The sequence below is a fragment of the Microcystis protocystis FBCC-A270 genome (assembly GCF_050500235.1).
Taxonomy (GTDB): domain Bacteria; phylum Cyanobacteriota; class Cyanobacteriia; order Cyanobacteriales; family Microcystaceae; genus Microcystis; species Microcystis ichthyoblabe_A.
This window is the reverse complement of sequence record NZ_CP191407.1, coordinates 1,880,847-1,892,691: the sequence shown is the minus strand read 5'-3', so window position 1 is coordinate 1,892,691 and position 11,845 is coordinate 1,880,847. Positions and strand designations below refer to the sequence as shown.

Sequence of the window (11,845 nt, the reverse complement as noted above, 5' to 3'; positions counted from 1 at the left end):
AGGGTTCTGTAGGAGCATAGACGAAAATGGCGATTATAACCATTACTAAAATCAGGCTTATTTGCTATCAGCATAGATTAGAGCCAATCTCTACACTTTGATTATTGTAGAGACTCATTGCCTTTTGTAACCCCTGTTTGAGACCAAGTTCGATCGCTTTTCTGGACAAGTCTAACACTTTCAAGATTACTTGGTTTTCTTGGGGGGTAAATCGGCCTAAAACGTGGGAAATAGTCGCTTTTTCGCTTGATTTACCGATTCCTATGCGTAAACGAGCGAAGTTTTCCGTGCCAACGTGGGCAATCATTGATTTAATACCGTTGTGTCCGCCCGCCGATCCCGATAGACGGATTCTCAACCGGCCTAGGGGCAGATCCATATCATCGTAAATGACTAAAATCGACTCTGGAGCTAGTTTATACCAGTCCAGCACCGATCGCACCGATTGCCCGGAGCGATTCATATAGGTTTGGGGTTTCAAGAGACGAATTTTGCCTGGGAAAGGACCGTCACCCTCGGCGATAAAACCTTGAAATCGCTTGTTTTCCTGCCAAGATAACCCCCAATCCCGCGCTAATGAGTCCACAGCTTCAAAACCGATATTATGACGGGTGCGATCATATTTGGGTTCGGGATTACCCAAACCGATAATTAGCTGAGGAATGATTAAATTAGGGGTTTTATCGGAATTCATAGGGGAAAATCGGGTTTTTAACCAGGACCCGACTCTTATTATCACCGAATTAGCACTCCGAGCGCTGGAACAAAGTTTCTAGATAAACCTTGGCACAGCTATTTTGTTCCTCAAAATTCATCCTTTCGGGGGATTGACAATTAAGCAGAAAAAATGACAATGCCGCCGTAAACACACCATCTTGATCCCAACCGGGGTGAGTTTCTAGGTATTGTTGTAGGGATTGGTGGAGAATTTCGGGGATTTCTGCCAAGATACTGACTGATGTATTCATATCGTTTACCTCTGATCGGAAGTGGGGAAATCCCTGACTGGTGCAGTGGACAGTAAGGACTATTGTGAGCCAAGTTGGAGGGAGTTGCAATATTACCAGATGTAAAGGAATGCTTTAGAAAAACTTAATATTTACGAGGGAATAAGGGTTAGAGCCAGATTTTATTTACTTAACTTAACATTAACTCAGTATCTATCGATGGGGATTTTGACAATCAAGATTAATTTTTTCTAGAAGCAAGTGCCGATTCTATCGCTGTTGCCTGTGGAAAAGTCTGGGTAAACTGTGGAAAACTTGGGAGTGAGTGGGGAAATACCGGGGAATGTATGGGGGAAAACATTGGGGAAAAATAAGATTTGCAAATTTTAATCCGTAGTGATGCTCAAGACTACTTAGGCACTCTTGCCAGAGTACCTTTTCTAGCTGAATGCTGGCTGCTATGCTTTCACCACCAATACGGAACAGGTAGCTTCTGCCACCACGAGACTACTAACAGAATCTTCGATCACCCGTTGAACTCCCGTTAATCCCCGGCTGCCGATCACGATCAGATCAGCTTGATAGATATTAGCTAAACGAATAATTTCCTCCGCTGGATCGCCAAAGATGACCTCGATTTCACTAGGGGTAGCAATTTGGGATTGATAGCAGCGCAATTGATCTTCAATGATCTCACGGGAGGGATGAGGGCGATCCACTGCCGATTCATCTCCCTCCTTGCTGAGAATATGGGTGATGATGATGTAAGAATTTGCCGTTAGCGAGAGGGAATTCAAAGCATGAAGGACTCGATGGGATGATTCCCCACAATCCAAGGCAACAACGATATTTTTAAACATTTTGACTAAATCCTGCCACTAAATAAATTTTCAATTAAGATTCCGGAGCAAAAAAATCTATAGACAATTTTATAGGTTATTGCGATCGGTTAAGATTTCGTAACCTGCGGCGGTTACTAAGACAGTATGCTCAAATTGAGCGGAGAGAGCATTATCCATCGTCACCACCGTCCAACGATCGCGCAAAGTTCTGGTATGTTTAGATCCCGCATTGACAATTGGTTCAATTGCCAGAGTCATCCCGGCGCGGAGTTTGACATTGGGTAACTGATTAGTGCGAAAATTAAATACCGAAGGTTCTTCGTGGAGATTTCTGCCGACTCCATGGCCGGTAAAATCTTCTACCACCTGGAAACCGTTAGCTTGAACGTGATCTTCGATCGCTCCTGCGATATCGAGCAGATAATTGCCAGCTTTTACCTGATTTATGCCTTTATATAAAGCTTCTTCCGCCACACGGATTAATTTTGCGGCTTTGGGAGAGACGGAACCGATCGCGATCGTGATACAGGAATCCCCATGATAACCTTGGTAGTAGGCCCCCGTATCTACCTTTAACACAGAACCGGCCTTGAGGCGTTTTTTCGGGCTAGGGATACCGTGAACGACTTCGTTATCGACGGAGGCACAAATCGAGGCAGGAAAGCCATAATAACCTTTAAAACTGGGAGTAGCACCCATTGCGCGGATACGTTTTTCCGCATGAGCATCCAGATCCGCCGTCGTCATCCCGGGTTGAGCGATCTCGGCAATTTCCTTGAGGACTGTGGCGGCAATTTTACCCGCTTGTCGCATAATAACGATTTCTGCGGCGGATTTGGTTTCGATTCCCCGGCGGCTTTTCTGTACTCGCGGTGAACCTACTTGCTCTGGGGTTTTAGTTTCGGGAAAAAGCAGCTTGGTTAGGATGTTCATGGAAAGTTGGCTGTCGAGTCTTTACCTAACTTAGCATTTTCCCGGCGATCGATGACCACTCTGGAGAAATCAAGGAACATCTAGAAAAAGAAAAGTCTCAAGGGGTGACAAGCAGATTGAAAGTGAAACAGGGTGTGGGGGTAAGGTGTAGGGAAAAACCTTGAGACTTTCCCCGAAATGAGGACGAGAGAATCAGGTTTAAGCTTAAGTAAGTTAATGAATTTGACGGCTGACAGCGAGGAGATTTTCCCCACACCCCACACCCAGCCTAGACTTCAACCTCGTTGTCACCCCTTCAGTAGAAAAGCTATAGTAGGGAAAAGGCTATTTTTCTGGCGAGGTGACAATTTATGGCAGTCAAAAAAGAGTTTTCCAGTTTTGAGGAACTGTTGCAAACCACTAATCTTCCCGTGTTAGTGGATTTCTATGCCACTTGGTGTGGTCCTTGTCAAATGATGGCTCCGATTCTAGAACAAACGGGAATGTATTTCAAAAATCGCCTACAAATTGTCAAAATTGATACAGACAAATATCCCAATTTAGCCACTAAGTACGGTATTCAAGCTTTACCGACTTTAGTAGTCTTTAAAAATGGTCAACCGATCGATCGAATTGAGGGAGTGGTGCAGGTTAACCAACTGGTTCAACATTTACAAACTCTGTTGTAAGATAATTTTGAACCAGAACTAGGAGTTAGTGTCATGGCAAAGGCGATTTGGAATGGTGCAGTGGTAGCGGAAAGCGATAACTGCGAAATTGTCGAGGGAAACTACTATTTTCCCCCCGATACCGTCAAAGCTGAATATTTCCAACCCAGTAACACCCATACCATTTGTTCTTGGAAAGGAGAGGCTAGTTATTATACTCTCAGGGTAGATGGACAGGACAATAAAGATGCCGCTTGGTATTATCCCGATCCTAAGCCAAAAGCCCAAAATATTAAAGGATATATCGCTTTTTGGCGAGGTGTGCAGGTTGAGAAATGATCGCCATCTACCCCGGCAGCTTCGATCCAGTTACACTCGGTCATTTAGATATTATCGAACGCAGTGTGCCACTATTCGAGCGAGTAATCGTGGCAGTTCTCTGCAATCCCCATAAAAACCCCCTGTTTAGCGTCGAACAACGCATAGAACAGATCAGCTACTGTACAAAACACCTGAAAAACGTTGAGATAGACAGTTTTTCAGGATTAACGGTTGAATATGCCAGATTGAAAGGTGCTAAGGTGCTGTTGCGGGGGTTGCGGGTTCTCTCAGACTTTGAAAAAGAACTGCAAATGGCACATACCAATAAAACTCTCTGGGAAGGAATCGAAACGGTTTTTTTGGCCACCACTAAAGAATATAGTTTTTTAAGTAGTAGCGTGGTTAAAGAAATCGCTCAATTCGGTGGCTCCGTCAGTCATCTAGTCCCGGAAAACGTTTCTAGGGATATTTACTCATACTACAGTTAACATACTAAAATACAGTAATGAGGACGATCTGAACCTATGGCGCGCCGAGAACCTAATGATCCCAGAAAAGCAGTACCTAACACTTCTAATAGTGGGGTTCCCAGTCCACCCGTCGATTTCGATATCTATCAGGATTTGGCGCGTCTGCAAGAGATGATTTTTGATAGTTTCCATATCCCCCTCACCCGTTGGACAATGATCGATGAGGGACAGATAGCCGAACAAATCGATCTTATCTATGAAACCGTGCCACCGGCAGTACAGAAAGCTTTAGCAATTTTGCAGGAAGAACAGGAAATTATCACTAAAGCAGAGGAATACGCTCAACAAGTCCTGCGTTCCGCTCAACAAAGAGCCGCCCAAATTCTCGACGAGTCCGGTATTATTCAACAAGCAGAACGGCAAGCGGCCCAAATTCGTCAACGGGTTCAACAGGAATGCGAATCCTTGCAACAACAAACCCTCGATGAAATCGAACAGATGCGTCACAGCACCTTGCAGGAAGTACAACAGTTACGACAAAAAACCCAAGCTGAATGTCATGAAATTCAAAAAGGCGCTGACGACTATGCTGAAGCGGTTTTAGAAGATCTCGATCGACAATTAGGGCAAATGTTACAAGTTATCCGCAACGGTCGTCAACAGGTAAGATCGAAACCAACATCTTCAAAAAATCTACCCGGAGAACGTCCTTAATCAGTTATCAGTTATCAGTTATCAGTTATCAGATGTAAGTTTTAAGTTAATTAGTTAGTTATCTTTATCCCTGATTACTCTTTACTATTTTACTATTTACCGATCGCTGAAAAGAACCAAACCTCCGATTCCTCACCGATAAATGATAACGGAATTTCATGAATAACTCCTCCTCGAATTCCCATCTATTCGGACGCTTTCTTAGCGGGTTATTTAGCTGGAAAATTTGGTTATTTCTCCAGATATTTCAAGGTAGTAAAAGCTTTTATCGATTCCTGTATCATTATTTATATCGTCGTCCTAAAATTGATCGCATTCTCGGTAGCGATGTTATCTATATCCCTGAGAAAAAACTTTATAGCATTCCCCTCGATGTGCTGAAAATGGAGCAGCAAATGGTTAATATTGATCGCCAGCAGTTGACTTCTGTTACCACGTGGAAAGTTAAAACAATTCATCCCACCATCACCGAAACCGAGATCCAATTCCACGATATTACCGTCGATTTACAACAGGTACACCTGATTAAATCAGATCTTAATAACTACGATTATATTAACACTCGCCGCTTGGCTCCTCTGGTGAAAACCTTGCTTTTTGAAATTAACCCCAAAATTGCCAGTTTAGTAGAAAAGAAAAATCAATTACATAGACTGCGAAATCTGGCCGCATCTTCCGAAATTTTTCATTCACAAACTCCATTGTATGATCGAGCAATTAATCAAGTCCAGCTAATTATCGATCAAGCGGAAACTTTGAGACAAGAATGTTTAAAATTTATCCGAGAAACCCTAATCGAAAGGGAATTAGTCCAATCCGATATCGATAGCAATCTCGTTGATTGTAACCTCGATTTTGCCAGTCAATATCAACTAATTCAAGAAAAATATCAACTCTGGAAAGAAGAAGTACAAGCTTATTTTGAATTAAAAGATTCTTCTGTACTTAAAAATTAACTATCACCGTCAGTAATCAGTTATCAGTTATCAGTAATCAGTTATCAGGAGATTATTTTGATTTATTCTACCCACTTCATAATTCATAATTCATCTACTTTTTCAGCAGGATTTAGTATTATGTCTAATTTAACGGTAATTCGTGAACATATTTTTGCTTGGGGAAAACGCACCTATATCATGGGTGTTTTGAACGTTACTCCCGATAGTTTTAGTGATGGGGGAGAATTTGACAATGTTGAAAATGCCCTGCTACAGGCGATGAAAATGATCGAGGCCGGGGCTGATATAATCGATATCGGTGGTCAATCCACCCGTCCGGGAGCGCAAGAAATTAGCCTAGAAGCAGAATTATCGCGAGTTATCCCCGTAATCACCGCTATTCGACAACAAAGTTCTATTCCTATCTCTCTCGATACCACTAGGGCGATTGTAGCAGCCCAAGGTATCGCCGCCGGGGCCGATTTGATCAATGATATTTCCGGGGGAACCTTCGATCGCCTATTATTGCCGACGGTGGCTAAATTGGCCGTTCCCATCATCCTCATGCACCTGCGGGGCAATCCGCAAACCATGCAATCTCTAACACATTATGATGATTTAGTCAAGGAAATTAAAGAATTTTTACAGAATCGTGTTAAGGAAGCTTTACAGTGGGGTATTGCTAGGGAAAATATTATCATCGATCCGGGGATTGGTTTCGCCAAAACTGGGACACAAAATCTTGAGTTATTGCGAGAATTAAAGCAATTTCGGGATTTAGATTTACCTATTTTGATTGGATTGTCGAGAAAACGCTTTATTGGCGAGATTACAGGCAAAGATGACCCAAAAGAACGAGTTTTCGGAACGGCGGCGGCCTGTGCTATAGCGATCGCTAAGGGGGCCGATATCCTGCGCGTCCATGATGTGGCTGCGATCGTAGATGTGAGTAAAGTGGTGGACGCAATCGAGCGAAGTTGAAAATTTTTGCTAGTCTTAGAATCATCCACAGTTCGATCGAAATTAGCGATGAATAGTCAACTGACCAGCGATCATTGTATGTTACCCGTGATTCGATCTCCCCGGGATTATCAAGTTTTTCGCATTAGCGCTGGGGATACGAATCGTTTGGCGATCGTCTTCGATTCTACCGTAGCGGGGGATTCCTTGACCGTCTGTGTGGAAATTTTCGATCCCCACGGTCGCACCCCTACCCATCGTCATCATTTTGCCGTAGAAATGTTTTTTATCCTCAAAGGGGAGGGAATGGCTATCTGTGATGGTAAAGCGATTCCCCTGGGGCCGGGGGATAGTTTATTAGTCCGTCCCACGGGTATTCACGAGATTAGAAATGTGGGGGACGGAAGACTTTATGCACTATGTTTTATGGTTCCCAATGAGGATTTTTCGGAATTAATTCGTAATGGCATACCAGAGGAGTTAGACGCAGAAGATTTAGAGGTGTTGATGGGAACTATTAAAGGATAATCAAGCAATATCATCCCTTAAATTTTGGGCTTTTTTTTCAGGAAAAGAGCGATAAAAAAGGTAAAGGTTCCTCCCAGAAGGCCGAAGATTAGCCAATTTAATCTTGGATAGCCTTTATTGATAGCGATGACTGTAGCAATGGCACCGATGAGACAATGCCAGAAAAAAAGCAACAAGAATAAATCCAAGCTCGGGGAAATATCACCAATTAGTTTCATATTTTATCAGTAGAGCGAATAGAATTTTTCCAATGACCGAATCCCTGACCCGATTTTATGTTTATTCACATCTATAAGTATTTCTCTTATTTTTTTGTCCAAGGCCATTTTGTTCCCATCTCGGTTAAAGCTGAAAAAACTAGATAGAGAATGAGAAGGGTAACACCAAAGAGAAAAGTCAATAAGTCGTTATTCATCGAGTTATCACTGATAGGTTAAAGGTCACTGATTCGCTACCATCCATTTGTTCACTACTTAGCAACTGCTGTTTTTATAGACTTTTGAAACAGGTGTGATTATTGTTGCTGTTGTGCCAAATAGTTAAGCACTGTGTCCAGAGTTAAGTCTAATCGTTCCGAGATTTGTTGCGGGGTTAAACCGAGGTCTTGCAGTAGAGAAATTGTTTTCAATTTTTGCAAGTTTATTCCCTGTTCAATTCCCTGTTCAATTCCCTGTTCAATTCCCTGTTCAATTCCCTGTTCAAAAGCTTCTTGATAGAAACGAGTTTGTTTTAGGTCTTGTAGTTCCAACATAGCTTCTATTTCCTCTCGACTTTTTTGGGGTAACTTATAAATGATTATCGTTTCGATTAAATCAATGACATTTCTCTGCACTAAGCGATCGCTGACTTCTCTTTGAGCCTGTTTAATTAAAATCTTAGCAGAATTAACGGCTTGACTCTCACTTTCCGTAACCAATTTGACCATAGCGATCGCTAAGGAAGGAGTCTCGTCATTTGGCAATTCATCCAGATAGATTCTTCTAACCCTGTCCAAGGGTAACAAGTCGGCAAATTGCTGGGGATGTTCTCGCTCAATTTCTCGACTGGGATAAATAACAACTATCTGCCAGGGTGACAAAGGTTTATACTGTCTAAGATACAAGAAAAGTTCCGAAAATAATCGATAATATAGGTCTTCATCCTTTTGAAACTGCACTTCTACCAGATAAAAAGGCAAATTTTCCAGATTATCGAGCGGCAAAAATAAACCATCTAATCGAAAAGCTAGTTGCTTGACTTCTTGGGAAGTAAATCGATAATTGCTAACCCTAGCATCGGGTTGAGCGATTAATTCAAAGAACGAATCGGGAAAATCGAGAAACATTCGATAGAATATGCTGTCAGTTTTCATGTCATCGCTGATAGCTTAAAGGTCACTCATTTACTACTATTCATTTGCCAACTACTTAGAAATTGCTGCTTTTCTAGATTGTTGAAACAGGTTTGATTATTGTTGCTGTTGTGCCAAATAGTTAAGCACTGTTTCCACAGTCAAGTCTAAGCGTTCCGAGATTTGTTGCGGGGTTAAACCGAGGTCTTGTAGTAGAGAAATTGTTTTCAATTTTTGCAAGTTTATTCCCTGTTCAATTCCCTGTTCAATTCCCTGTTCAATTCCCTGTTCAATTCCATCTCCAAAAGCTTCTTGATAGAAACGAGTTTGTTTTAGGTCTTGTAGTTCCAACATAGCTTCTATTTCCTCTCGACTGCTGTTTTTCTAGACTTTTGAAACAGGTGTGATTATTGTTGCTGTTGTGCCAAATAGTTAAGCACTGTTTCCAGATTAAAGTCTAAGCGTTCCGAGATTTGTTGCGGGGTTAAACCGAGGTCTTGCAGTAGCGGAATTGTTTTCAATTTTTGCAAGTTTATTCCCTGTTCAATTCCCTGTTCAATTCCCTGTTCAATTCCCTGTTCAATTCCCTGTTCAAAAGCTTCTTGATAGAAACGAGTTTGTTTTAGGTCTTGTAGTTCCAACATAGCTTCTATTTCCTCTCGACTTTTTTGGGGTAATTTATAAATGATGATCGTTTCGATTAAATCAATGACATTTTTCTGCACTAAGCGATCGCTGACTTCTCTTTGAGCCTGTTTAATTAAAATCTTAGCAGAATTAACAGCTTGACTCTCACTTTCCGTAACCAATTTGATCAGAGCGATCGCTAAGGAAGGAGTCTCGTCATTTGGCAATTCATCCAGATAGATTCTTTTAACCCTTGCTAGGGATAAAAAATCGGCAAATTGCTGGGGATGTTCTCGCTCAATTTCTCGACTGGGATAAATAACAACTATCTGCCAGGGTGACAAAGGTTTATACTGTCTAAGATACAGGAAAAGTTCTGAAAATAATCGATAATATAGGTCTTCATCCTTTTGAAACTGCACTTCTACCAGATAAAAGGGTGAATTTTCTAGATGATCGAGCGGCAAAAATAAACCATCTAATCGAAAAGCTAGTTGTTTGACTTCTTGGGAAGTAAATCGATAATTGCTAACCCTAGCATCGGGTCGTTCGATTAATTCAAAGAACGAATCGGGAAAATCGAGAAACATTCGATAGAATATGCTGTCAGTTTTCATACTGCCACAAAATTGCCTGTAATTTCAGCTTAATCCGCCTATGATCATCCCATCGTTTCTGCAACCCGGTGCTAAAGTTTCTCTGGTGGCCACCAGTGGAGCCGTCAAGGAATTAGCCGCCCTCGAAAAAGGCGTAGAAATCTGGCGATCAAGGGGTTATCAAGTGGAATTTAGCGAGAATTGGTCGAATCGTCTCGGTTATCTCGCCGGTAGCGACGAGCAACGTCGTCAAGCTTTAGCCCAAACATGGCAAGATGACGATTGTCAAGCAATTCTCTGCGCTAGGGGGGGTTACGGTAGCGCTCGCCTCTTGGAAAATTGGACATGGGCAAAAACTAACCCGAAATGGTTAATCGGTTTTTCCGACGTGACGGGGATTTTATGGAGTTTAGCGAAACAGGGCATCTGTAGCGTTCACGGGCCAGTTTTAACCACCTTAGCCCAAGAAAGTCCCCAATCAATCGATCGCCTCTTTTCTCTTCTGGAAGGTCGTCCTTTAGCCCCTCTTATCGGTCAAGGTTGGGGTGGGGGCAAAGTGCGGGGACGCTTATTACCAGCCAATCTAACCGTAGCCACCCATCTCCTCGGAACCTCGGTTCAACCCACCCTAGAGGGGGTAATTTTAGCCCTAGAGGACGTAACCGAGGCCCCCTACCAGATCGATCGAATGTTAACTCAGTGGCGAATGCTGGGCATTTTCTCCCAAATTAAAGCCATTGCTCTCGGTCGTTTTAGCCGTTGTCTGGCAGCTCCCGGTAGTGATAGTCAAACCGTGGAGGAAGTCTTAAAAGAGCGTTTGGGCGATTTAGGCATTGCGGTTATTGCTGAGTTACCTTTCGGTCATGATGGCGATAATGCCGCTTTACCAGTGGGAACAATGGTAGAACTGGACGGGGATCGGGGAATCTTAGAATTTTTCTATCCCTAAATGATCCACTTTTTTGATAGTATCTTAGAGAAGTGTTAACAAATGTAACAAAAAATTAATTATAGATGAAAGTATTAGTTGTCGGTGCGACGGGAACCCTAGGGCGACAGATCGTGCGTCATGCCATCGATCAGGGACATAAAGTGCGTTGTTTGGTACGCAGTCAGAGAAAAGCGGCTTTTTTGAAGGAATGGGGCGCGGAATTAGTCGGGGGAACCCTGCGGGATAAAAGTACCATTATTGCCGCTTTAGAGGGAATGGACGCGGTGATCGATGCCGCTACAGCCCGGGCGACGGACTCAGCCAGCATTAAACAGGTGGATTGGGATGGTAAAGTTAATCTGATTCAAGCGGCTAAAACCGCCGGAGTTGATCGCTTTATTTTCTTTTCGATCCTCAATGCCGAAAGATATTCCAACGTGCCTTTGATGGAGATAAAACGCTGTACCGAGAAATTTATAGCAGAATCGGGTTTAAAATATACAATTCTGCGTCCCTGTGGCTTTATGCAGGGTTTAATCGGTCAATACGCCATCCCGATGTTAGATAATCAAACCGTCTGGATCACGGGGGAAAGTACAGCGATCGCCTACATGGACACCCAAGATATCGCTAAATTCGCCGTTCGTGCTTTAGAAGTCCCCGAAACCGTCGGTCAATCCTATCCCGTGGTCGGCAGCAAAGCTTGGAAAGCTGAAGAAATTATCGAAGTTTGCGAACGCCTATCGGGTAAAGAGGGGAAAATTTGGCGTTTACCCATGGGATTACTGCGTTTTATGCGAGGAATAAGCCGTTGTTTCCAATGGACCTATAATATATCTGACCGACTAGCTTTTGCGGAAGTTCTCGCTAGTGATCAAGCTCTTGATGCCCCCATGGCAGAAGTTTATCAAGTATTTGGCCTTGATCCGAGTCAAACAACTACTTTAGAATCCTATTTACAAGAATACTTTAGCCGCATTCTCAAGAAGCTCAAGGAAATCGACTTCGAGAAACAAAAAGCTCAGAAGAAGAAGAAAACTCCTTTCAAAAAGAAAGCGTGA

17 protein-coding genes are annotated in these 11,845 nt (G+C 42.7%); 9 read left to right on the top strand and 8 right to left on the bottom strand.

All coding sequences use genetic code 11. The features are described 5' to 3' along the window. Positions 1 to 67 precede the first annotated feature (67 nt). The 4 genes from pth to map all read right to left on the bottom strand — a co-directional run bounded on the left by pth (position 68) and on the right by map (position 2,722). A complete protein-coding gene (gene pth / locus ACQY1X_RS09240; RefSeq protein ID WP_103111542.1) occupies positions 68 to 694 on the bottom strand; it encodes an aminoacyl-tRNA hydrolase in 627 nt (208 codons plus the stop codon). A gap of 49 nt (positions 695 to 743) precedes the next feature. Further along, on the bottom strand, positions 744 to 968 hold the full coding sequence (locus tag ACQY1X_RS09235) for a DUF2811 domain-containing protein (protein ID WP_002739844.1): 225 nt from the start codon (positions 966 to 968) through the stop codon (positions 744 to 746). Positions 969 to 1,405: 437 nt separating this feature from the next. Further along, a complete protein-coding gene (locus tag ACQY1X_RS09230; protein WP_002776463.1) occupies positions 1,406 to 1,807 on the bottom strand; it encodes a universal stress protein in 402 nt (133 codons plus the stop codon). A gap of 69 nt (positions 1,808 to 1,876) precedes the next feature. Continuing rightward, positions 1,877 to 2,722, bottom strand: a complete 846-nt coding sequence (gene map / locus ACQY1X_RS09225) for a type I methionyl aminopeptidase (protein ID WP_130756809.1) — start codon at positions 2,720 to 2,722, stop codon at positions 1,877 to 1,879. A gap of 350 nt (positions 2,723 to 3,072) precedes the next feature. On the opposite strand from map, the gene trxA reads away from it, so the two are divergent. The 7 genes from trxA to ACQY1X_RS09190 all read left to right on the top strand — a co-directional run bounded on the left by trxA (position 3,073) and on the right by ACQY1X_RS09190 (position 7,300). Continuing rightward, positions 3,073 to 3,390 (top strand): thioredoxin, encoded by a 318-nt coding sequence (trxA, locus tag ACQY1X_RS09220; RefSeq protein ID WP_002739627.1) that lies wholly within the window; start codon positions 3,073 to 3,075, stop codon positions 3,388 to 3,390. A 33-nt stretch (positions 3,391 to 3,423) separates the two neighbouring features. Next, complete coding sequence (locus tag ACQY1X_RS09215; RefSeq protein ID WP_002739527.1) at positions 3,424 to 3,708, top strand: DUF427 domain-containing protein; 285 nt, start codon at positions 3,424 to 3,426, stop codon at positions 3,706 to 3,708. Next, complete coding sequence (coaD, locus tag ACQY1X_RS09210; protein WP_002739695.1) at positions 3,705 to 4,178, top strand: pantetheine-phosphate adenylyltransferase; 474 nt, start codon at positions 3,705 to 3,707, stop codon at positions 4,176 to 4,178. Before ACQY1X_RS09215 ends, coaD begins: the two co-directional genes overlap by 4 nt. 36 nt (positions 4,179 to 4,214) lie before the next feature. Beyond that, positions 4,215 to 4,874, top strand: a complete 660-nt coding sequence (locus ACQY1X_RS09205) for a hypothetical protein (RefSeq protein ID WP_002739760.1) — start codon at positions 4,215 to 4,217, stop codon at positions 4,872 to 4,874. A gap of 158 nt (positions 4,875 to 5,032) precedes the next feature. Continuing rightward, the gene (locus tag ACQY1X_RS09200; RefSeq protein ID WP_002776466.1) at positions 5,033 to 5,830 is read left to right on the top strand and encodes a hypothetical protein; all 798 of its coding nucleotides are present in this window, start codon (positions 5,033 to 5,035) and stop codon (positions 5,828 to 5,830) included. A 120-nt stretch (positions 5,831 to 5,950) separates the two neighbouring features. Then, positions 5,951 to 6,793, top strand: a complete 843-nt coding sequence (gene folP / locus ACQY1X_RS09195) for a dihydropteroate synthase (protein WP_002776467.1) — start codon at positions 5,951 to 5,953, stop codon at positions 6,791 to 6,793. 48 nt (positions 6,794 to 6,841) lie between these two features. Then, positions 6,842 to 7,300 (top strand): cupin domain-containing protein, encoded by a 459-nt coding sequence (locus ACQY1X_RS09190; protein WP_002787992.1) that lies wholly within the window; start codon positions 6,842 to 6,844, stop codon positions 7,298 to 7,300. Positions 7,301 to 7,317: 17 nt separating this feature from the next. Here ACQY1X_RS09190 and ACQY1X_RS09185 read toward each other — a convergent pair whose 3' ends face one another. The 4 genes from ACQY1X_RS09185 to ACQY1X_RS09170 form a co-directional block, all read right to left on the bottom strand. Continuing rightward, entirely contained in the window at positions 7,318 to 7,518 is a 201-nt protein-coding gene (locus ACQY1X_RS09185; RefSeq protein ID WP_002739871.1) for a hypothetical protein, read from the bottom strand. Between the two features lie 296 nt (positions 7,519 to 7,814). Then, entirely contained in the window at positions 7,815 to 8,651 is an 837-nt protein-coding gene (locus ACQY1X_RS09180; protein WP_430015618.1) for an Rpn family recombination-promoting nuclease/putative transposase, read from the bottom strand. A gap of 96 nt (positions 8,652 to 8,747) precedes the next feature. Next, positions 8,748 to 8,984: a hypothetical protein gene (locus ACQY1X_RS09175; protein ID WP_123231002.1), complete on the bottom strand. Its 237-nt coding sequence runs from the start codon at positions 8,982 to 8,984 to the stop codon at positions 8,748 to 8,750. Between the two features lie 53 nt (positions 8,985 to 9,037). Then, positions 9,038 to 9,874, bottom strand: a complete 837-nt coding sequence (locus ACQY1X_RS09170; protein WP_430014440.1) for an Rpn family recombination-promoting nuclease/putative transposase — start codon at positions 9,872 to 9,874, stop codon at positions 9,038 to 9,040. Positions 9,875 to 9,914: 40 nt separating this feature from the next. On the opposite strand from ACQY1X_RS09170, the gene ACQY1X_RS09165 reads away from it, so the two are divergent. Further along, a complete protein-coding gene (locus ACQY1X_RS09165) occupies positions 9,915 to 10,802 on the top strand; it encodes a S66 peptidase family protein (RefSeq protein ID WP_430015617.1) in 888 nt (295 codons plus the stop codon). 65 nt (positions 10,803 to 10,867) lie between these two features. Beyond that, the gene (locus ACQY1X_RS09160; RefSeq protein ID WP_430015616.1) at positions 10,868 to 11,845 is read left to right on the top strand and encodes an SDR family oxidoreductase; all 978 of its coding nucleotides are present in this window, start codon (positions 10,868 to 10,870) and stop codon (positions 11,843 to 11,845) included.